The sequence below is a fragment of the Amycolatopsis sp. NPDC059235 genome (assembly GCF_042754125.1).
Classification (GTDB): domain Bacteria; phylum Actinomycetota; class Actinomycetes; order Mycobacteriales; family Pseudonocardiaceae; genus Amycolatopsis; species Amycolatopsis albidoflava.
Genome location: NZ_JBHZAG010000001.1, coordinates 55,830 through 76,786 on the forward strand (window position 1 = coordinate 55,830; position 20,957 = coordinate 76,786).

Here is a 20,957-nt window from a genome sequence, read left to right on the forward strand (position 1 = left end):
CTGCGCGCGAGAACGATGATTCTTGCGCGGAAGCTGTCTCGGCGGTAAGGCCTATCAAGCGGATGCTTGATATCGCGACGGAAGCGACGTGGCGAGACCTGTGGTCAACGGGATCTGTTCAGTCGTCGGTTTCGGACGTCTGCCGAGGGTGGGCGGAGTAGATCTTGTGCCAGTGCTGGACTGAGCGGACCAGGTCGTCGATGACGTGGAGGAGGAACTCGCTCGTGTTTTCCAGTCGAGTGCCGGCGGGGGTGGCGGTGCCGAGTTTCTGGGCTGCGATCTTGCAAGCTTCGGCGATCCGGGTTTGGTTGCGCGCGCTGGCCATGATGGACTGGAATGCTACGTCGTCGTCGATGGCGTAGCGTTCGGCGCGACTGTGGGGATCGCGTTCACGTTTGACGAGTGCCTGGTTCTCCAGGTATCCGATGGCCTTGGAGATGGAGGCGGGGCTGACGCGCAGGCGTCGCACGAGTTCCGCGGAGGTGAGGCTGCCGCTGTCAGTGGTGAACAGCGCGCCGAGCACCCTGGCCATCATCTGCGGGAGTCCTGCCTGAATCATCAGTTCCATGCTCTGCGCGTCCACCTCGTCCACGAGCCGTGGATCGCGCCCGCCGAGGTCGGCCCTGCCCGGTGACGGTGTTGGCGCACTGGTCCCGCGCTGACGCGCACGTCGTGTGCTGGCCCGGTGGGCCGCCTCGGCGCGGTAGCCGCGCGGTCCGCCGTTGTGCATCACCTCACGGGTGACGGTGGAGGTCGGCCGTCCGATGCGGCGGCCGATGGCGGCGTAGGTCAGCTCCTCGCGCAGTCCTGCGGCGATCTGCTGTCGGTCCTGGAGGGTGAGTCTGTCACCAGGCATCGGGCGGCCTCCGCTGTCGGCGTCGTGTCCAGCTTAATGCAACGAGAGCGCAGTTGCATTAGCCAGCATAGATCACGCAACGATTTACCCACTTCTAACTGGGATTATGCCGTTGCTTCACAAAGATTAGATTGACGATCTTGTGTATGCAACGTAACTTTCGCCAAATCGTGAAGGTTCTCACTGACACTGGATCTCACCAACGGGGAGCGAAGCCCATGACTACTGATCTCGGTCGACCCGCGCTTGCAGCGACCTCGATACGCAAGGCGTACGGCGACCACGTCGTGCTCGACGGCATCGACCTCGACATCCCCGCGGGGTCGGTCTTCGCGTTGCTCGGTCCGAACGGAGCGGGCAAGACCACCGTGGTGCAGATCCTGTCCACGCTCATCCGCGCCGACGCCGGCGAGATGCGGGTCGCCGGCCATGACGTGGTGCGGGATCCGGACGCGGTGCGTGCCGCGATCGGTGTCACCGGCCAGTTCTCGGCGGTGGACGGCTTCCTCGCCGGCGAGGAGAACCTTCTGTTGATGGCCGACCTGAACCGCCTTCCCCGCCGGGAACGGCGGCAGTGTGCAGCTGACCTGCTGCAGCGGCTCGATCTCGTGGACGCGGCCCGGAAGCCCGCGGCGACGTATTCCGGTGGGATGCGCCGCCGCCTGGACCTCGCGATGACGCTGGTCGGCCGGCCTCGCGTGATCTTCCTCGACGAGCCGACCACCGGGCTGGACCCGCGCAGCAGGCGGACCATATGGGAGATCATCCGCGGACTGGTGACCGGCGAGGGAGTGACGATCTTCCTCACCACCCAGTACCTGGAGGAGGCCGACCAGCTCGCCGACCGGATCGCGGTGCTGCACCGGGGAAAGCTGGTGGCGGAGGGCTCGCCCGAGGAGCTCAAGCGGCAGGTCGGCGGCGGCCATGTCACCCTGCGGTTCGCCGACCCGCGCGGTTACGACCACGCGGCCCGGACGCTGGACGTGTTGTCCCGCAACGATGAGGCGTGCACCCTGCAGATCCCCAGCCAAGGCGATGTCCGGTCGTTGCGCGAACTGCTGGACTGGCTCGACCGAGCCGCGCTCACCGTGGACGAACTCCAGGTCCACACCCCCGACCTCGACGACGTCTTCTTCGCCCTGACGGGAAACCCGGTCACGGAACAGGAGCCTGCCCGATGAGTGCCGTTTTCAGCACTGTCTCCCACGCCTTTGCCGACTCGGCGACCATGTTGCGCCGCCAGTTGCGGCACATGCTGCGTTATCCGACGCTTATCCTGACCGCCGCCGGGGTTCCGGTGGTCTTCCTGCTGCTGTTCGTCTACGTTCTCGGCGGCATCCTCGGCAGTGGACTCGGCGGGCCGTCGGGCGGCCGGGATGCTTACGCGAACTACGTCGTCCCGGGCGTCATCCTGATGACTGTGGCGACCGCGGCCCAGGGCACGGCGATCTCGGTAGCCATCGACATGACCGAGGGCATCGTCGCCCGGTTCCGCACCATGGCCATCGCCCGGGTCTCGGTGCTCACCGGTCATGTGCTGGGCAGCCTGATCCAGACCCTGCTGAGTATCGCTGCTGTCATCGGGGTCGCGCTGCTGGTGGGTTTCGAGCCGACCGCAGACTTCGGCGCATGGCTCGGCGCGCTCGGCGTGCTCGTAATGATCATCCTCGCGCTCACCTGGCTGTCGGTCGCACTGGCCATGGTCGCCAAGAGCGTCGCCACCGCGAGCAACATGCTGACGCCGCTGATGATCCTGCCCATGCTGGGCAGCGGGTTCGTCCCCGCCGACTCGATGCCCGCCGGGCTGAAGTGGTTCGCCGAGTACCAGCCGTTCACCCCGTTCATCGAATGCCTGCGCGGGCAGCTGATGGGCACCCCGATCGACAACAGCGCAATGCTGACCGTCGGTTGGTGCGCCCTGATCGCCCTGGGCGGCTACCTATGGGCCAAGAAGCTCTACAACCGCGAGCCCACCAAATGAGCGTCTTCGTGGTCGGTATTTCAGGTCGAACTGAGTCGTGGGTCGCTGGTAGTCCGCGTACTCCGGATAGCGGCCGAGGGTGATGCTCTCGGTGAAGATCGTCGAGCCGATGAACAGGGCGGTCAGCAGGACCGCGCCGGCGATCGTCCAGGTGACCGCGCCCGCCGCGGAGACGCCGAGCAGGAACACCAGCCACCACTGCGCTTGTTCGAAGAAGAAGTTGGGGTGGCGGGAAAAGCGGAAGAGCCCTGGGTCAAACGCACGAGCGACAAGGCCTTAACCTGGGGCTTAAGGTATACGGGATACGTGATCAATTACCTTGTGGACTACCGCTATCGCGCGTGGATTAACACGCGGCTCTTCTGTCGGTCGTACATTGGTACATGTGTTTCGCGCACAGTCGCGATCTGGAACGGAATGGGCTCGCTGAACTGGGCTTACCGGGCCGTCGGCGCCGGCCTCGGGTGTCTGAGCGCCAGACGCGGCTGAAACCTGCGGGGCGCGAGAACGGCAAAGTTCACAAGCTGCTGTAATCTCAACGACGGGCAGTGCGGAGAAGTTGACGGGCCAGGGAGATCGGGAATGCAAGACAAGCTGGACGTATACGGCTATTTCAAGGACATATTGAAATCTCCCGACTCGCGGGCCGCGTCAATGTCAGTGGCGCTCGTTAAGGCAGAAGGAGCAGGGGTCGACGAGGCGATATTCAAGTCGTTGCGACGCGAAATACGTTCCGGAAAAGTGCTCACCCTGGCATTGAGAGTTCTGGTGGAACGCGATCGCGACCGTGATTCGGACCCTTTGCTCGACCTCGTCCCGGACGGGCATGTCACGGCGGTCGAAAATCCGTCGAGCAGTGCGGCAAGAAGCGCGATTTGGGCACCGATAGTAACAAGATATCAATTCGGCTTCAGTCGACTCCGGAAACTCGGCCCCGTAGGCCAGTACGACAAAATACTCAGGAATTACCCCACTGCTGTGCGAATGAAAGCGACAATAGGCCTGGGCGACTCTGGCGAGGTGTACGCACTTCATCCCCTGGCGAACGCGTTGAAGGACAAATCACCTAATGTCCGCACCTTCGGAGCGGATGCTGTCCGCCGACTTGGCAACGGGGGACTGCGCGAAGAGGCGCGCCAACACCCCGTCCGGCAGTTGCTGGTCGAACTACTCCAGGACGACCAGCTTCGCGAAACCAGGATCGCCGCAGCGCGAGCACTCGGCTCGTTCGGCGAGTTCGAGACACTGCGAGAGCACAGTCCCAAATCGTCCCGCGATCAACGCGAATGGGCAAGAATTCTCCAGGGCGAGATCCCACCTTTAAAGCGAACATGGCCGGGAGATCTCACGATCTGATTGACCCGCCTCGGTTGACGCATGCAGCGGCTCTGACCTGTACTCGTCCTGTGGGCGGACGCGGTCACAACGCTGGAACCCGCGCGGAACAGGTGCTCGCTGCGGCTCCGCACGGGCTGCCGGGCCAGCGCGTGGCAGCGTTGTCGTCGTGTCGGAGGCCAACGCCAATGGTCGGTCGCGTGTGTGACCGCGATCGCGGCGGCGCGTCGCGACAGACGCGGAATGCTTTTCCTGACGGACCGCGCCGCCCGTGCGGGGAGAACAACGGCGCCGGGCCTCGCTACCGAATGCTGGATGGGACTTCGGGGGGATCCGACGAGGTCTCGGCCGCTGCAGCCGACGCCGTGCGAACCGCCGTCGACGCCTACGGCAGCGTGGGCCGGGCACTGACCACGAAGCTCGGAACACCGTGCTCGCCGCCACGACTTACGACAATGCAGGCGAGCCGTGGCGGGAGGTGACCTACGCCGACAGTGCCGCCTTGACCGCCATCGGCAAGGACGGCTCGGGCTGCCCGACGTCACTGACTTGGAAGACCAGTGACAACAAGACAGTCGTTTCGCATGTCAGCAGGACCCGATCATAAGCTTGTCGTGCCGAAAGACCTTCACGGCAATCACCCGATCGGAGAAATGTTCTGGAGCAGAACCTGCGCCTGGCCCGAAATGGGGTCAGGGGCTGCTCCAGTATTGCTCCAGCTACTGAACGGTGACTGAAGTTCGGCGGCCAAAACTCAAGGTGTGTCGGCGCAAAAAAAACCGCCCTGCCTGGACCGTTGGATCCGGCAAGGCGGTGTTTTGTCACGGTGGAGCTAAGGGGGACTCGAACTCCTGGCCCCCTCACTGCCAGTATGGTCGGGGCGTGTCCCTGAACTGCGGTTATCGAGAACCTGCGGGGTCGCAGCTGCAGTTGACCGCACCTGGGCGCGGTTCAACGCGGTTCGGCGTCGTTGGAACCGTGGCCCTGCTCCAGTTTTTCTCCAGGGAAATGCGCATGAATGCGCGTTGCGCATTCATGCGCATCCGCGTTGTCTCGCGGTGCGGACGTGTTGTCGAGAGCCGGGGTGGCCAGGACGGTCTGTGCTTGGTTGTCGGTTGGAGAGGTCGAAGATGTCAACCTGAGTGTTGGCGAGGAGCACGGCGAGGACGTGCTCCGCAAGACGGGTCAGTTGAATGGGCGGTCGAGGACGCTTCGCTTACGAGGGCCGCGAGTTGCCCTCCCATCGCCGTGTGGCGGGAGCTTAACGATCGAGTGGTGCCTAGGCGCTGCTGCGGGAATCCGTGCCCGCTGCCGCTGATGGGGCAGGCTGGGCTCCTCCGGCGTCGCCGTCTGCACGCCGGATCGCGATCCTCGGGCCCGGTGCCGCGGCGGTCGGCGTGCGTCTTCCTGTCCGGGCGGTTCCGCCGGCCGCTGGTCTGGACCGGCGGAACCTGAGGCTGGGGTGCCGGCGCGCTGACAGGCCCCGCCCTGAATGCCCGATTACCCGTTCGCGGATGCTTCACACAAACCGTTGCCGGGCGGCGGCTCGCGACGGCGTGCGAGGGCTCAGGCACCGAGTTCTTGGTGCCGCTCGCTCAGGGTGCGGGCGAGGTCGACGAGTTTGACGTTGAGGTCTTGGGACGTGCGGCGCAGGATGTCGAATGCTTCGTCGGCGGAGATCCCGCGGCGGTTCATGAGGATGCCCTTGGCCTGGCCGATCAGATCCCGGCTGTCGATGGCGCGCGCAAGCTGTGCTTCCTTGAGCGCGGACGCGGTGTGTGCGGCGGAGCCGACGAGCGCGAGCGACGCGTGGGAGGCCAGGACGAGCGCACTGTCGACGGCGGCGTCGTCGAAAGCGCCGGTCCGGCGGCTGTAGAGGTTGATCGCGCCGGGCGGCAGATCGGACTTGCGGTCCGGCAGCAGGGTCACGGCCAGCAGGGAACCGAATCCGAGTTTCGCCGCACGGGCCCCGAATTCGGGGAACGCCTCGGAGGCTGCGAGGTTGCCGGTGAGAGCGTGGCCGGGTCGTTCGCGGCGCGCGCATTCCACGCACGGTCCTTCGCCGGTCTGGTACTGAATCCGGTCCAGTTCCTCGGCGTGCTCATCCGTGTGGACCGGGGTGTGGAACCCGCCGTCGGCCGAGCGCAGCGTGATGCTGGCCAACTCCGCGCCCGGAACGACCCGCAGCGCGGCGGACACCACCCGCTCCATCGCCTCGTGCAGGGTGCCGGCGTCGAGCAGGACAGCCGCGAGCGCGCCGAACCCCCGCGCCAGCGGCCCGTCGGCGGCCACGTCGCACCGATCCCAGTCGTCGCCGGGCGGTTTCGCGGAGAACGCGACCCGATCCGCTTCCCAGTCGGCCTCCGCCATTCCACGCTCCTTGTCGCCGTCCGACTGCAGGTCCGCCGTGACTCTACGCGGGCGGAATGGCCGATCGATCGGCCAGCCCGGCGCTCTCGATACGCCGTTACCGGACGAGTGCGGTGCGTGGCCGGCAGCGGCGCTCCTGTTCGTACCGGATCGCGTCGGATGCGGGGGAAATGTCGGCCGGCTCTTGTCACGGTCGTCGGTCGAGCGGCGCGGGGCAGCGAAGGGTTCGCTGCGGGCGTTCTGGCGACCGTTGCCGGGCCGGGGGCGTCCCAGGCGGCGGCGGTTTGATCCTGCCAGCGGCCGGCTTCGGGGGCGCGGTGCGGTAGCTGCGGATGGTCGCGATCAGAGGTTTCCGGCGCGGGCTACGTGCCGACGTGCCAGATGCACGGCAACGCTGTCCGGTCCGGAATCGTCCTGGTCGTCGCACAGCCGAGTGTTCGCGCAAGGACGCCGCTCGTCGCGGCTATGGCGCGCAGAGCGGCGTCCTGCCGGCGTTGTGCCCGGCCGCCGTCGGAGATCCGCAGGAAGCGCCGACGTGCGGTTTGCCCCGCAGCGGGTGCGCTTCTTGGCCTCGGCACCGTTGCGCGGGGGAGGGGTCAGTGTTTGCCGCTCCCGAGTGCCGCGCGCTTCACGAACCCGATCACCGCGGTGGCGACGAACAGGACCGCGCCGACGATCAGCAGCCAGAACAGTCCTTTCACCGCGATTCCGATCACGATGCAGGCCACCCAGATCACCAGCAGCAAACCCAGCAGTGCCAGCATGTTCTTCTCCTTCTCGATGCAGCGGGATGCGCAGCGGCTGCGCTGCCGACAGCGTCGGGGCCTCCGTGCGTGCCGACGCGACGACCCGTGGGCCGGGAACCGGGCGTCAGTCGCCGAGGACGTCCTTGGCGGCGTCCTTGACCTTTTCGCCTGCTTGCTTCAGATTGCCGGTGCCTTGCTCGGTCTTGCCCTCGGCTTCCCACTGCTCGTTGCCGGTCGCCTTGCCGACGGATTCCTTGGCCTTGCCCTTGAGTTCTTCCGCTTTGTTCTGCGCCTTGTCGCCGACACTCATCACAGAGTCCTTTCGTCACGGAACCTCGGACGGCCCCGGCAACCGGGGTATCCCCCGTCGCTGAGGCCGCGAAACCTCGCTTCCCGGGACGGCACCGTGTCGCAGGACACCTCGGGCGGACGCAGGGGAGGAGACTGAGTCGCCCGGCGGACGCGGCAGTTGCGGTGGGGTGCACGTGGTAAGGCGGCGCGGTCGAGCAGTCCGGGTGCGGCGAGGCGTCATTCACGGTGCGGCACAAAGCCGGAACCGAAACGGGGCGGTCCGTGCCGCCACGAGGGGAGACGGCGCTGCCGAGTGCGATCGCAGCGGATCCGGCCCGCGCGCGGCGGCAATCGCCCGCCGGGGTTCAGTCGCGGCCGGTGCGTTCCTGCAACTGGTCGATCAGGCGGGTCGCACGGGCCTTCGACAGGCTGTCCGGGACTGTTTCGCCTGCTTCCTGCGCGAGTGCTCTCCAGGTACGACCGCTGCGGCCCGGTCATCGGTTCGTCGCCGGTCGTCCAGTCGTCGGGATCTTTCCCCGGGTTGGGCTGGACCTGATCCATCCTCATTCTCCATGCGAACTCTTGTTCTATTTCTTCGAAAATACCTCTCAGATCTGCCTGGCGCAGATCGGGCCCTGCCCGGAGCGACCCGCTGACCGGGCGAACGTCTGCCGACCGGCCCATCGCACGGTCGCTTTTGCCGAGTTCTGTCTGGACCGACAGTTCGACAGCGTGCGACCAGCCTGACGCGCCGCCGCAGTGCGGATGCCGCGCTGGCCGACCTGGGTGCTCGCAGTCCTTCAGAGCGGGCTTCTCGCGATCCACGCGTGGATCGCGCCCCGGCCCGGAGGGTCTCGTTCCCCAGCGGGCGGAATCGCGATCGTTGCCGGTCCGGCAGGGCATGGCCGTCACGAACGATGGCGTCGATGCCCGTCTCGCAACCTTGCCGGGCCTCCGGTGACGTCTCCGCGGGCCAGGCAAGGGTGACGGCGCGCCGTCCGTGCGCAGAAGCATCCTTCAGTCGCGCGCGTCGCCATTGCGGGTCACGGCCGGACCCGGGCATCACAGGCCTGACTGGCGTTCGCCAAGCGGATCGCGTCGCGCGGACCGGTTTCCTTGCCGTGAGCGCGAGTCCGCTGCGGCAACGCTGTCCCCGTCGCGGACGGCCGGGCTGGTGCCGCGGCAAGGTTTGCCGGGCCCAGTCACGGGTCGTCCGGTCCGAGCTCAGGCGTCCGCGCGGCCCTCCCGCCCCTCCACGGCCGTCGACCGAATCCGCCGAGCGTCGGATTCGGTGCGCATCGCAGGCAAATACCTCGACGACGGCAGCGAAGTCTCTTGCTGGCTATGGAATCCGCAGTCATGTCAAGGGCAACACGCCTCGTGGGTGTTTTACCGACCGGATAGGTCTAGTCCACTGTCATTGCGCCACTGGGGTGACATGAAGGATTGTTTCGGACTTTTCGGGCTCTTTGTTGTCACGAAGCAAGTGTCGTCGGCGATGTAGCCGTTTGCATGATCGTGTTCCGCCGCGCCGTCTGGTGTCGTGCATGGCCTGTAGACCTCGGGCCGGTTGTTTCCGGCGCGGTTCGTGCTGCACTCATTTCGTTCGAGGGGAAGAATATGAGGCACAGATCTGCGTTGGCGGTTTCCGCCGTGACCTTGGGGGCGCTGGTGGTCGCTGTACCGCACGCGGCGTCCGCCGCGCCGCGCACAGTGGCTCCGCCAAGCACGGTGTGGACGCCACCGTCGACCGTGAACAAAACCCCGACCGGAGGGCAGCCGCCGACCGCAGCGTGGCGGCCGGGCTACCGGCCGGGCGCGTCCGTGTCCGCGGTGTCGGCGTGCGGGGCACAGGAAACCGGGTTGCTGCCGCAGTATCCGTTGGAGCGGTTCAAAATCTCCGACCGGATGGAAGCGCTGGTCAACACCCACGACGGGAACCTGACCGTCACGCAACGGCAGCTGACGGTCAAGGGCACCGGCGAAAACCTGTCTCTGTCGCAGGTGTACAACAACCAGCGCCCGGGCAACGGCAGCTTCGGCACCGGCTGGACGCTCAGCCACGGCCAGGACGTCGGCCTGACCTTCAACGGCAGCGACGTGGTCCTGCACGGCGATTCGGGCTACTGCGCCACCTTCACGCGCAAGACCGACGGCAGCTACACCCCGGCTCCCGGGGTGCACGCCGAACTGAGCAAGGGCTCCGACGGCAAGTACAGCCTGATCTTCGACAGTTCCAACGAGCGATGGACGTTCAGTCCGGCGGGGTGGCTGCTGTCGGAGGCCGACCGCAATGGCAACACCGTCACCCCGCGCTACAACTCCGACGGCACCACAGCGTCGATCACCGACACGCAGGGCCGGGTCACGACCTTCGGCTACAGCAATGGCCTGGTTTCGGCGATCACCGACCCGACCGGCACCGCGGCGGCGACCTACCGGTACAACACCGCGTCCCAGCTGACCGACTTCACCGATCGCTCCGGCACGTCGATGCACCTGAGCTGGACGCCCACCGGCGACCTCGCGTCGATCCAGGACCCGAACGGCACCACGTACAGCTTCGCCTACGACGCCTCGCACCGGGTCACCGAAGTGAAGTTCTCCCGCCAGGCCGGGCAGGTCAAGACGACGTTCGGCTACGGCAGCGGGCAGACCACCGAAACCGACCCGAACGCGCACTCGGCGACCTACAAGTACGACAGCCAGGGCCGCCAGACCTCGGCCACCGACGCGCTCGGCCACGAGCAGAAAGCGTCCTGGACCGCCAACAGCGACGTCCAGACCACGACCGACGGGCTGAACAACAACACCACCAACAGCTACGACCCGCTCAACAACCTCATCGGCACCCAACTGCCGACCGGCGCGAAAACCAGCGTCGGCTACACCGACGCCGCCCACCCGCACCTGCCCACCACCGTCACCAACCCGGCCGGGGACAAGATCTCCCGCAACTACGACAACGCCGGGAACATCACGAAGATCCACTCCGACGGGTTGAACGCCGACCTGCAGACCCTGACCTACACCCAGCCGTTCGGGCAGGTCTCCACCAGCGTCGACGGCAACGGCCACCTCACCTCCTACAGCTACGACAACGCCGGAAACCTCACCACCGTCACCCCGCCGACCCCGCTCGGCGCGACGCACTACACCTACGACTCCCTTTCGCGCGTCTCTTCGGTGACCGACGGGCGCGGGATCCGGCTGGACTACGGCTACGACAAACTCGACCGCGTCGTGTCCGTCACCCGCCACCGCGACGGCGTCGTGCTGCAGGCCGCCGCCTACGACAACAACGGCGGTCTCATCCGCCGCGACACCGCCACCGCGACCCACGCCTTCGCCTACGACACCGGCGGCCAGCTGCTGTCCGACACCCGCAGCGACGACACCAGCCCCGACGAGCACCTCGCCTACGGCTACGACCTCGCCGGCAACCTCACCTCCGCTGCCGACCCCGGCGGGGCCATCACCTACGGCTACGACGCGGCGAACCGGCTCACCTCGCTCGCGGACCCGTTCGGGCAGACCACGACCTTCGGCTACGACAATGCCGACCGCCGCACCAGCACCACCTGGCCCGGCGCCGGAACGCAGACCAACGCCTACGACAACTCCGGCCGCCAGACCAGCCTGACCGTCAAGAACAGCGCGGGAACCCAGCTGCTGCAAACCACCTACAACTACACCCGCTCCGGCGGCGCGGATTCCGACCAGATGCAGTCCAAAACCGACGCCACCGGCACCACCAACTACGCCTACGACGCCCTGCAACGCCTGAAAACCGCCGGCGCCACCAGCTACACCTACGACAACGCCGGCAACATGACCAAACTCGGCGCGTCGAGCTTCACCTACAACGCCGCCGACCAGCTCGTCAACGACGGCCGCACCCGAAGCTACGACACCGCCGGCAACCTCACCGGCGCCACCAACCCCACCGAAACCAACAACTACAACGACACCGGCCAATTCGTGTCCGGCGACGACGCCGCCGGCAACAGCTTCGCCGCCAGCTACGACACCCTCGACCAAACCCAACCCCACGAACTCAGATACACCACCAGCGGCGGGACCACGACCGACCGGTTCACCACCACCGCGCTCGGCATGACCCAAGCCCTGCACAACGGCGCCCGCACCAGCCTCGCCCGCGACCCGAAGGGAGCGATCGTCACCGAGAAGACCGGGGCCGGCGCGCGCTACAACGTCGTCACCGACTACCAGGGCAGCATTACCGCCTTGATTTCCACCGCTGGCACCGTCTCCGCCACCTACCGTTACGACCCCTACGGCGGCGCCACCGCCACCGGACCCAACGCCGGAGACAACCCGTTCCACTACCTCGGCCAATACCAGTACGGTGTCGACATGCTGCTGGGCTACCGCTGGTACTTCCCCGGCTGGGGCCGATTCCTCACCCCCGACCCCACCGGACAGGAAACCAACCACTACGCCTACGCACAGAACGACCCCGTCAACCACAGCGACCCCACCGGAAGTTCGATCTTCTCCACCCAGCTCGCAACGATCTTCGGTTATGCTGGCGCGGCGATCGGCGGTGCCCTTGTTCTCGCATCATGCCCTGTCACCGCCGGACTCGGCTGCGCAGCAGGCGCAGCTGTGCTTGGCGGGCTCGTCGGCGGTGCCGGAGCCGCATTGGGCTCGAAATTGGGGGGATCCAACTCGAAGGACATCTCTGCCGACGGGCTGGGGGGTGTGACCTCTGGCCTGCTTCCGGGTGTGGGCGGTATTTACAAGGCCTTTCGACGTTGAGTTGCGAGAGGGAATGAAGTAGTTGAAAGAAGAACGTGAACATCAAAAACGAGGAAAGCGCTTTTATGCGCTGCTTCTTGTGGCGGCTGTCGTGCTGCTTGTCACCGCCCTGGTGTTGAGTAGCGGTCCGTCGTGGTTGGCGGTGGGGATCGGAAGCTTCGCCGGCCTGTTGACGGCGTTCGGAGGAGTCGGGCTTTATAAGGCTCGTGGATCCCCTCCTTCGAAATAGACCTCAACATCACCTCTGCCGCTTGCGTGGCTGCCGCCTCGGACTTGTCCTGGGAGGCAGCCACGCATTTCGGGAGTACGCGCAACGGCGCTGCGAGTCGCTGCGCCAGTTCGCCGTCGGACACACTGGCATCCGGCCACAACCTGCGCATCAGCGCGGATTCGTTTTTTGATCATCGCCGGCTGGACCGCGGATTGCGAACGCCCTGTCGCCGGTCTCCGCTGCGGCGGCGCAGCGGTGCTCTCTCCGAGCGTGAAGACGTTCATGGTCGGCTCGCTGTTCGTCGAGTCGTCGTTGGAACCGGAGAAGACGGTGCACACGACCGAACGACGCGAAATCCTGGACGTCGGCGACGACCGCGACGTCGTTCATGACGTAGTCGACGGTTTCGGCCACGGGTACGTAGTTGCTGCGACTTTCGAGCAAGCGCCGCACGGCCGGTTCACGATTACGGGCGTTGTCGTGCAAACCGTGGACCGCGACATCTTGACCGTGGGCCAGTGGTTCCTCGTCGTCGGCGGGCGCGCGGCCGAGCGGGTGACGAGCCTGTCGGTCACGGCGGCTGCTGGGACCCACCGCCTGCCTGTTTCGCCGCGGATCGCCGCCTGGGACACGTACAACGACCTCACCAGCTGATCCGGTGTGGAGAACCGTGCCGTCGCCAGTAGCCTCGTGGATCTTCTTCCTCTTCAGACGCAGAGCGTTCGCCCCTTGGCCCCCGTGCTCCCTCCCGAGGCAGCACCCTCTTCGTGTGCGTGCCCGCTTTGACTTCGATCCAGGCGGGCGCGACGGATTCGACCGCGCTCGCGACGGATTCGAACCGGCGCCCGTCCCGGTCGGGGTCGTGGCCGAAGACCGTCAGTTCCGGGCAGCGGGACTGGGCCTCGCGCCGGCGCATGCCGCGCCGCACGCCGGCGGACCGTGCGCCAGCCGAACAGGCCGCTACCCGGTTACGGTGCACCACCGCCGCCGGAGCCTGCACCCGCAGGCCCGCAGCCGCGCCCGCCACCACTGGCCAATTCGGGCACCACAGGACGAGCATCCGCGCTTTCTGGTCATTATTCATCGGAGGCAGCACTTCTCCCTGTGACGCGGCATCGCGGAAGCGGCCTGCGTACGCGGTGCCGCTCACCCGAGAAGCCGACGACGCGGGCCGGCCGGGCCGGTAGGCTCGGGCACGGCGCAGGGCCGTCGCGCTGGGGGCGGGGATTCTGATGCTCGGGCGGCCGAGGAGCGGATGTCGTGGCTGCGCTGTCTTCAGGCGGGGTGTGGCTGGTGGTCCTGGTCGCTGTCGGTGTCGTGGTGGTGCTCGCGCTGGCCGGCGGTGTCGCGGTCGCGGTGCTGGCGAAGATTTCCGTTTCGCGAGAGCGGCAGGCCGCCGTCCGGGTCCGGGTGCGCGCGGCTGCCTGGCTGCGGATCGAGATCGAGGCCGAAACCAAGCCGGATCGTGCCGTGCGCAATTCGCCGACGCGGTCGTGACGACCTGGCGGGCCCGCGGCGGCAGTATCCGAGCCCCGACCGGCATTGCCTGCGGTGACCGAGAATGTCCGGGGCTTCGTGCTCGGTGGGCTCGCGTTCACGGCGCGACCACCGTCATCGTCGGGCGTACGTCCTTGCCCGCTACGGCGGGCTGTGCGGTGATCGTGCCGTCCGGTCCGGGAAGCTGGACCGCCGCCGAGGCCGCTGCCGCGCGTCGGCCGTCCCGGCGGATCACCGCGTCACGGCGTTCCAGCCGGCCGTGCCCTGTGCCGCGTCAGAACTTGGTCGAATGCGCTGGCCTGCAGTTTGGTCGGTTCGACCGGAACGGGCGTGATCAGCGGTCGTGTGTTTTCGGCTTCTCTGCTTGATCACGGTCCGGCTGTTCGGTTGGCTGGGCGTACTCGCGCGTGGTGACGCAGCAGTGGCCGCTGAACTGCTGGTACTTCGGCACGAGGTCGCGGTGTTGCGCAGGCAGGTCAGCGGCCGCGGTTGACGTGGTCCGATCGGGTGCTGTTGGCCGCGCTGGCTCGGCTGCTTCCCCGGCAGGTGAGGATGGCTCGGATCGTCACGCCGGGTGCCTTGTTGGCCTGGCATCGCCATCTGGTCGCGTGGAAGTGGCGGTGTCCGAATCGGTCTGGCCGGCCTCCGATCGGCGCACAAGTACGCGAGATCGTGCTTCGGCTCGGACGGGAGAATCCCCGTTGGGGATACCGGCGGGTTCGTGGCGAACTTGTGCGGCTGGGCTATCGTGCCGGTGAAGCCACCGATCCGGCGGATCTTGCGAGCCCGCCGGATCGGTCCGGTGCCGCGTGAGGCGAACACCTCGTGGCGAACCTTCTTGCGCGCGCAGGCGGCCGGACTATTGGCCTGCGACTTCTTCCATATCGACACGATTTTCCTGCGTCGGCTGTACGTCCTGTTCGTGATGGAGATCCGCGCCCGCCGAGTGCATCTTCTCGGTGTCACAGCCCGTCCAACCGGTGGCTGGGTCGCGCAGGCCGCCCGCAATCTGGCCGCGGGCCTCGGAGAGCGGATCGGTGCGTTCCGTTTCCTCGTCCGAGATCGGGATGCCAAGTTCACGCCGGCGTTCGGCGAGGTGTTCCGCGGCGGGGGCGTGAACATCGTCAGGACACCGCCGCAGGCGCGGAGGGCGAATTGCTACGCTGAACGGTTCGTGCGCACCGCCCGCACCGAGTGCACTGACCAACTTCTGATCTACCACGCTCGGCATGCGCATACCGTCCTGACCGAATACGTCGGCCACTGCAACGGACACCGCCCGCATCAGTCGCGGGCGCAATGGGCGCCCAACGACGAAAACCGGACCGTATTGCAGGACCTGGATGCCCAGATCCGCCGTCGTCGCGTGCTGGGCGGCGTGATCAACGAGTACCGAAGAGCCGCGTGAACCTAGTCGTCATTACCGCTGGTCATCGGCCCGCATCGAGTTTTGAAGCGGTACAGGGCGGAGTCTTGTCCGCGACCTGCCGCCTGCGCTGTACCTCGGCCGGGCGTGCGAGGACATCGTCTCGACCTCGCCGGGCACCCGGCTCCGATCACCGGTCGACCGTTTATCGCAGAATTGCGCCCCTTGACCGCCGGGTCGCTCGTCCGGGTTGTGCAGAAAAATAGCTAGCGTAAATCTGATGAAGAGATCACGTTTTATGGCAAGGGGTGCGGTGTCGAATATGCGTTTTGGTGCGGCTTGATACCGCAAAATCGAGACGCCGTGGGTCGTGATCGGCGTTTTCATCCCATCGTGTCAAGGGGTCGAATATGCGACTTAGGCGCTAGCTTTGCGTAGCTTCCGATTTCAGGTGTGGTTGGCGAGGTCGATTGCCCTTGTGCCAGACTTGGCGGCGAGAAAGGAGCTCCCCTCATATTCGACAAGACGATACTGGTTAAACGTTTCGGCGCGACCCTCCGGGTCAGGGAGGGCCGCGCCACCATTGCCCGCTCATGACATTTACCTGAAAGGACAACGGTATGAGCTTAGACCGTGAGTGTTTCGCGACGCCAGCAGGACATGCCCGGGATCACCCCACGGTGGCGTCGCTCGCCGGCGGATTCCGGTCGACCACGGTGGTGATCGAATTCGGCGAGGAGGGGCCGTCGCTGAAGCGCATCCAGATCACCGACCTGGCCGCCCCATCCCCCGGCTGGCGGCCGCGCCGCCGCCGGCCGACAACCCGCATGCCTGCACGTTCGTGGCCGGAGGTGGCCGGCATGGTCGTCGGCGGCTGGCCGGAGGCGTTACGAGCAGGGGCGGTCGCGGTCGCCCTCGGTGCGAGCACGGCATTTCCGCCCTCCGGCGCGGGTGCTGCCGGCACCGCGGTGACCGGCCTTCTCTGCGTGCTGGCGGTCCGTGGGCTGCGCGGCGACACGGTGCGGCAGCTGCCGCACCAGGTCCCCTAGCCGGTCAGAGCCGGTGCGGTCCGCCTCGGAGGCGGCGGACCGCACCCGGGCCTGTGCTGCGAGCGGACGGGGGCGCAGCACAGGCCCATCCCTCTACGTTTCGACAGAATCGTTTGTACTCGTTGGAGTGAACATGGGCGGGATCCATTCGCGGGGGGCTTGCATGTCGCATATTCGACGCCCACTCTGGGGTCGGGAGAGCGACACGCGAGCTCTGAGGGGGAGCGATGCGGTTCGACGACACATCACCGCTGTCTGCGGTGTTCGATCCAGAAGAATGGCGCCGGTCGAGTTTCAGCGGCCCGGACGGCGGGACGTGCGTGGAAGTCAACTTCTCCGCGGCCGGGACCGTCGGGGTGCGCGACAGCAAGCTCGCCAACTCGCCGGTGCTGATGTTTTCCCCGCAAGGATGGCGTGCGCTGACGGACGCGGTGCGCGGGGACATGACAGGCTGACCCTTCCCGGCTGCAGCGGGTTCCGTGCAGGCGCGGCGGTTGCGGGGCGGTGGTCGCGGTGACGAACCGGGACCCCATGCCGTCCACGGACGACACGCTGCGGAGCGATCTGGGCCGTGGCCTGAAAGCCGCGCGCACAGCGGCCCGGCTGACGCAACGCGACGCTGGTGCGGTGCTGGGCAGAGACCAGTCGACGATCAGCAAGATCGAAAGCGGGGAGACCTCGATTGGGCGTGAGGGCCTGTGTGCGCTGCTGGACCGCTACGGTGTGTCCGACGCGGAGGCGAACGAGATGCTGCGGGCGTGGGACACCGTGAACGCGCCTGAACGGCGGTGGGGCGACGACCGCGTCGCGACCCCGTCGTGGTTCGCGAAGGTCATCGATAACGAGCGAAAAGCCGTCCTGGTCCGGGCGTGGAGCGGGGAGAACGTCCATGGCTTGCTCCAGTCCCCGTCGTACATGCTCCTGGTGTTCGACGGCGCCCGCCGCGACACGGTCATGTTCGGCCGGTGGAAGAAACGCCGGCAGCGACAAGAACTGTTCAACGAATCCGACAAGCGATTCGAGTTTTTCGTCAGCGAATCCGCCCTGGAGAAGCTCGACACTCTGAATCCCGGCATCGAGCGGGACCAGCTCGAGCACATGATCGAACTCGCGGGACGGCACAACATCACCATCCGGCTCGTCCCGCAGCCTGCGAACGGGTACAGCGAGCACAACTTCGTGATCATGGGTTTCCCCGGAAAGCCGGCCGAACGCGCCTACAGCGAATACCTCGGCGGCGTTGCCTGGATCGCTCAGCGCGACCTGGAACGCCCTCGCAAGGCGTGGGCGGCCCTCGAATCCGTCGCCCGAACCGCCGAGGCCACTCTCGACGAGTTGCACCGTCGGTATAGCCAAGCAGTCGCGCGCAACTCAGATAGGGGGCAGTAAGTTCGTCCATGCGACGTCTACCTCATTCCGTCATGCATGAACTACCTTCGGTAAAGGACACGGTTTTGCTCCATCCGGGGAAGGGGACACCAGTGGCCAGCGAGGACCGGGAGTCCGACGATTATCCGCCGCCCGGCATCGATTTGGAACGACCCAGCGTCGCTCGCGTCTACGACTATTACCTCGAGGGCAACGCGTCGTGGACCGTCGATCGCGACTTCGGCGATGCCGTTCTCGGCGAATTTCCCGAATTGCGGCGGATCGCCAAGGCCAACCGGGTGTTCCTGCACCGCGTGGTGCGGCATCTCATCGGGAAGGGTGTCACCCAGTTCATCGACATCGGGTCGGGCCTGCCGACGATGCGGCACGCTCACGAGGTCGCCGACGAAGTCAAGCCCGGCACCACCCGGGTGGTCTACGCCGACTACGACCCGATCGCGGTCGCGCACTCCCGCGACTTGCTCGAAGAACACGGCGACGTCCGCCGCCACGCGGCGATCCACGCCGATTTGCGCGCACCCGACCGGCTCTGGGAGCAAGTGGCGAACACCAGGGTCCTGGACCTCGACAAGCCGACGGCGATCCTGCTCGTCGCCGTCCTGCACGTCCAGCAGCCGGCCTCGCATCGCAGCGGCGACACCGGAGACGTCGGCCCCGCGGCAGTCGCGCGCTATCGCGAGCTCGCGGCCTCGGGTTCCTATCTCGCCATCTCGCACATCACCGACGAAGGAGTGCCGGCGAGATACCGCGACCAACTGGCCCGGCTCAAACGGATGTACGACCAGCAAAGCAGCCCGGTCGTCTGGCGCACGCAACGCGAAGTCCGGGAACTGTTCGGAAACTTCGACCTCATCCCTCCAGGGCTGACCTGGACCACTCAATGGCACCCCGAAGAGAAACATCCCGCCGAACCTGAGATTGCCTTCGGAGAGCCCAGCGAGTCAGTCATCGTCGCCGGAGTCGGAAAAAAGAGATAACGCCGGCGTTCGTAGGCACGGCTTGGCGGCCAGCCCTGTCGCGCGTTGAGCTGCCGACCATCCGCGAAACCCTCGACGGCAAGGCCGTCTCACCGGCAAGGCGGAACGCCGCGCTGCCGCGCTCTCGGCCAATTTGCTGTTCGGGGAGTAGCCGACAGGGGGTTTCCGCCGCCCACGTCGATCGCCGCTGACCGAGCCCGCCGTGCCCCTCGATTGGTGTAACACGCAACGTTCCGCGCGCTGTCTCATGCGCGCGTGCAACGGACCGTGGCCTGCGTGAACCGGGGGCATGAACATGCGGGCGACGCCGAACAGGCTGCGCCCGTGGACAGGTTCCGGGTTGTCCACAGATTCCCGGAGCCCGCTTGTCCGACAGTGATGCGCTCTGCCGGCGTGTGGCAAATGGAACCGACTTTTCGCTCGCGACCGCTGGCCGCTTCGGCGGCATACGTCCGGGGCGGACTGGAGAACGCGGAATTCGCTGCGGCGGAGGCCGGATTGCTCGACGACGCCGCCTTGCCCGCGCGTGCTCAGGGCGCAGTCGGACGCCTTGCCGACCACCAGCGCACCGATCGCTGAACTCCCGCCGCGCCAGGGCCCGCCGTATCGGACACTCCCGCTCGCGCGGGGAGAACCGGCGGAGTCGGGATGGTCTCACCAGGCCGGGGACCATCCTCCATTCGGACAGGGAACTGGACGCGACCCCCGTCGCGAACGTTTGTGGATGATCCCCGCTTGTGCGGGGAAGATCGCACGCCGGTTGACCGGGAACGCCGCTCATCCCTCTTGATTGCCAGACGGCCTCGCGGTTCCGTCCTTTGGGCAGGCTGTCCGAGGTGATTGCGGAACCAGCAGGTGTTACCGCGGCGGGTCCGGCCTGCGCTCGTCGATTCATTCCTCTGGGTTGAATCGTTGCACGGGGCGGATCGGACAATTCGTCGTTGCACTGTCTTTCTCCGGCGGGTCTGGTTCGTGGTGATTGCTGAAGCCTCGCCGGATACGCCACCATGCCGCTGAACGGCTTGGCCTGGAGGTGGAAGTTGTTGTCGCTCAGCCAGATCCGCGCGCAGGTGGTCTCCGGCAGCATCGTCAGATGCGGAAGCCGCGTCATCCGTCTGAGGTCGGGGTCTTGTTCGGAGGCCGGTGGCGGCGGCATTGCCTCCTGTCGGTTGGTGATCTCGGTACGTGCCGCCGCCCTGGCCGGACCTAGGGGAGGGCACCAACCTGCGCGGGATCGTTGTGCGCAGGGCCGGACCTAGGGCGGGACTACCAAAGGATGGGAACGGGTCTGACCAGGGGCTTTTCAGCGGCACGTTGGTGGTCGAGGCAAGTTTTGAGTTGCCGGACTTGGTTAGAAGCCAGTCATGAACGCCAGCTCGCATGCAGTGGCTCGGTTGGTCACGATCACGATGGGACTGGTCATCGGTTTGACCTTTTTATTTGGGTTCGGCAACGTGTTGAGTCTGGCGTTGAAGTTGCAGGTCCCAGCGTTCGTGGCTCCGCTGGTCGCGCCAGCTGTTGATCTGACAGTGCTCGGCCTGCTCGTCGGCACAAGGCACCTGGCCTTGTCCGGAGCAGACGATGACGTGCTGCGGCCGGCACGACGTCTGCTGCTGGCGGCGAGCGTGGTGACCCTGCTGCTGAACGTCGCTGACCCGGTGTGCGCTGGCCAGTGGGGCAAGGCCGCGTTCGACTCGGTCGGTCCGTTCCTGCTCATCGGTTGGGCTGAGGCTGGTCCTGGCCTGCTTCGCGCGCTGAGCACGCTCACGGAGGAGGTTGGCGACTCACTGCTGGCCAGCGCCGAGGTGGCAGAGGGGCTCGATGGTACTGCCGACCGGGAACAGGACTCGGTTGCTCGGCAGCATGGTTCGCACGCCGTTGGCGGAGTTCAGCGGATGGCCAGGATTGATGAGGATCTCGTCGAACGAGCCCGGCGCGCGGATGTCGAGCATTGGCGACGGTACCGACGTCCGATCTCTGCGGAGACACTGCGGAAGCAGCTGCGTGTCGGGGCGAGGGCTTCGCGGGACTTGGTGGCGTTGGTTCGGTCGGAAAATGCCTATGCACAGGAGGTACCACAGCGGGTCCGACTAGAACGGTGAGACAG

General features: G+C 66.5%; 21 protein-coding genes and 2 pseudogenes. 15 read left to right on the plus strand and 8 right to left on the minus strand.

The genetic code is table 11. The features are described 5' to 3' along the window. Positions 1-118: 118 nt before the first annotated feature. On the minus strand, positions 119-856 hold the full coding sequence (locus ACFXI3_RS00260) for a helix-turn-helix domain-containing protein (RefSeq protein WP_378397093.1): 738 nt from the start codon (positions 854-856) through the stop codon (positions 119-121). A gap of 218 nt (positions 857-1,074) precedes the next feature. Here ACFXI3_RS00260 and ACFXI3_RS00265 point away from each other — a divergent pair, with 218 nt between their 5' ends. Both ACFXI3_RS00265 and ACFXI3_RS00270 read left to right on the plus strand, forming a co-directional pair. Next, complete coding sequence (locus ACFXI3_RS00265; protein WP_378397094.1) at positions 1,075-2,037, plus strand: ATP-binding cassette domain-containing protein; 963 nt, start codon at positions 1,075-1,077, stop codon at positions 2,035-2,037. After that, complete coding sequence (locus ACFXI3_RS00270; protein ID WP_378397095.1) at positions 2,034-2,837, plus strand: ABC transporter permease; 804 nt, start codon at positions 2,034-2,036, stop codon at positions 2,835-2,837. The genes ACFXI3_RS00265 and ACFXI3_RS00270 overlap by 4 nt, the downstream gene beginning before the upstream one ends. Here ACFXI3_RS00270 and ACFXI3_RS00275 read toward each other — a convergent pair. After that, positions 2,796-3,086, minus strand: a pseudogene (locus tag ACFXI3_RS00275) (DUF1295 domain-containing protein); the annotation flags it as partial. The gene ACFXI3_RS00270 and the pseudogene ACFXI3_RS00275 overlap by 42 nt on opposite strands. Positions 3,087-3,419: 333 nt before the next feature. On the opposite strand from ACFXI3_RS00275, the gene ACFXI3_RS00280 reads away from it, so the two are divergent. Further along, positions 3,420-4,193 carry a HEAT repeat domain-containing protein gene (locus ACFXI3_RS00280; RefSeq protein WP_378397096.1) on the plus strand — a complete coding sequence of 258 codons (774 nt, stop codon included), beginning with the start codon at positions 3,420-3,422 and terminating at the stop codon, positions 4,191-4,193. Between the two features lie 1,545 nt (positions 4,194-5,738). Here ACFXI3_RS00280 and ACFXI3_RS00285 read toward each other — a convergent pair. The 4 genes and pseudogenes from ACFXI3_RS00285 to ACFXI3_RS00300 form a co-directional block, all read right to left on the minus strand. Further along, a complete protein-coding gene (locus ACFXI3_RS00285) occupies positions 5,739-6,542 on the minus strand; it encodes a GAF and ANTAR domain-containing protein (protein ID WP_378397097.1) in 804 nt (267 codons plus the stop codon). A gap of 596 nt (positions 6,543-7,138) precedes the next feature. Next, complete coding sequence (locus ACFXI3_RS00290; protein ID WP_378397099.1) at positions 7,139-7,306, minus strand: hypothetical protein; 168 nt, start codon at positions 7,304-7,306, stop codon at positions 7,139-7,141. A 106-nt stretch (positions 7,307-7,412) separates the two neighbouring features. Further along, positions 7,413-7,598 (minus strand): CsbD family protein, encoded by a 186-nt coding sequence (locus ACFXI3_RS00295; protein WP_378397101.1) that lies wholly within the window; start codon positions 7,596-7,598, stop codon positions 7,413-7,415. Between the two features lie 346 nt (positions 7,599-7,944). After that, a pseudogene (locus ACFXI3_RS00300) lies at positions 7,945-8,140 on the minus strand (DUF3072 domain-containing protein). A gap of 1,092 nt (positions 8,141-9,232) precedes the next feature. Between ACFXI3_RS00300 and ACFXI3_RS00305 the strand changes: the two are divergent. From ACFXI3_RS00305 to ACFXI3_RS00315, 3 genes are all read left to right on the plus strand, one after another. After that, positions 9,233-12,361 (plus strand): RHS repeat-associated core domain-containing protein, encoded by a 3,129-nt coding sequence (locus ACFXI3_RS00305; protein WP_378397103.1) that lies wholly within the window; start codon positions 9,233-9,235, stop codon positions 12,359-12,361. Positions 12,362-12,383: 22 nt separating this feature from the next. Next, on the plus strand, positions 12,384-12,590 hold the full coding sequence (locus tag ACFXI3_RS00310) for a hypothetical protein (protein ID WP_378397104.1): 207 nt from the start codon (positions 12,384-12,386) through the stop codon (positions 12,588-12,590). 252 nt (positions 12,591-12,842) lie between these two features. After that, positions 12,843-13,226 (plus strand): hypothetical protein, encoded by a 384-nt coding sequence (locus tag ACFXI3_RS00315; RefSeq protein WP_378397105.1) that lies wholly within the window; start codon positions 12,843-12,845, stop codon positions 13,224-13,226. Here ACFXI3_RS00315 and ACFXI3_RS00320 read toward each other — a convergent pair. Next, positions 13,216-13,656, minus strand: a complete 441-nt coding sequence (locus tag ACFXI3_RS00320; RefSeq protein ID WP_378397107.1) for a hypothetical protein — start codon at positions 13,654-13,656, stop codon at positions 13,216-13,218. The two genes, ACFXI3_RS00315 and ACFXI3_RS00320, sit on opposite strands and share 11 nt — an antisense overlap. Before the next feature lie 176 nt (positions 13,657-13,832). On the opposite strand from ACFXI3_RS00320, the gene ACFXI3_RS00325 reads away from it, so the two are divergent. Next, complete coding sequence (locus ACFXI3_RS00325) at positions 13,833-14,069, plus strand: hypothetical protein (protein WP_378397108.1); 237 nt, start codon at positions 13,833-13,835, stop codon at positions 14,067-14,069. 97 nt (positions 14,070-14,166) lie between these two features. Here the strand turns inward: ACFXI3_RS00325 and ACFXI3_RS00330 are convergent, their stop codons facing one another. Further along, positions 14,167-14,304: a hypothetical protein gene (locus ACFXI3_RS00330; protein ID WP_378397109.1), complete on the minus strand. Its 138-nt coding sequence runs from the start codon at positions 14,302-14,304 to the stop codon at positions 14,167-14,169. Between the two features lie 129 nt (positions 14,305-14,433). On the opposite strand from ACFXI3_RS00330, the gene ACFXI3_RS00335 reads away from it, so the two are divergent. From ACFXI3_RS00335 to ACFXI3_RS00370, 8 genes are all read left to right on the plus strand, one after another. Further along, entirely contained in the window at positions 14,434-14,562 is a 129-nt protein-coding gene (locus ACFXI3_RS00335) for a hypothetical protein (RefSeq protein WP_344286667.1), read from the plus strand. A 309-nt stretch (positions 14,563-14,871) separates the two neighbouring features. Next, positions 14,872-15,477 (plus strand): integrase core domain-containing protein, encoded by a 606-nt coding sequence (locus ACFXI3_RS00340; RefSeq protein WP_378397111.1) that lies wholly within the window; start codon positions 14,872-14,874, stop codon positions 15,475-15,477. 578 nt (positions 15,478-16,055) lie between these two features. Continuing rightward, positions 16,056-16,484: a hypothetical protein gene (locus tag ACFXI3_RS00345; protein ID WP_378397112.1), complete on the plus strand. Its 429-nt coding sequence runs from the start codon at positions 16,056-16,058 to the stop codon at positions 16,482-16,484. A gap of 227 nt (positions 16,485-16,711) precedes the next feature. Continuing rightward, positions 16,712-16,939 (plus strand): DUF397 domain-containing protein, encoded by a 228-nt coding sequence (locus ACFXI3_RS00350; protein WP_378397114.1) that lies wholly within the window; start codon positions 16,712-16,714, stop codon positions 16,937-16,939. Between the two features lie 58 nt (positions 16,940-16,997). After that, positions 16,998-17,873: a helix-turn-helix domain-containing protein gene (locus ACFXI3_RS00355; protein ID WP_378397115.1), complete on the plus strand. Its 876-nt coding sequence runs from the start codon at positions 16,998-17,000 to the stop codon at positions 17,871-17,873. Positions 17,874-17,965: 92 nt separating this feature from the next. Beyond that, positions 17,966-18,850 carry an SAM-dependent methyltransferase gene (locus ACFXI3_RS00360; RefSeq protein WP_378397117.1) on the plus strand — a complete coding sequence of 295 codons (885 nt, stop codon included), beginning with the start codon at positions 17,966-17,968 and terminating at the stop codon, positions 18,848-18,850. A 402-nt stretch (positions 18,851-19,252) separates the two neighbouring features. Then, entirely contained in the window at positions 19,253-19,429 is a 177-nt protein-coding gene (locus tag ACFXI3_RS00365) for a hypothetical protein (RefSeq protein ID WP_378397118.1), read from the plus strand. Positions 19,430-20,214: 785 nt separating this feature from the next. After that, the gene (locus tag ACFXI3_RS00370; RefSeq protein ID WP_378397119.1) at positions 20,215-20,952 is read left to right on the plus strand and encodes a hypothetical protein; all 738 of its coding nucleotides are present in this window, start codon (positions 20,215-20,217) and stop codon (positions 20,950-20,952) included. The last annotated feature ends 5 nt before the right edge of the window (positions 20,953-20,957 follow it).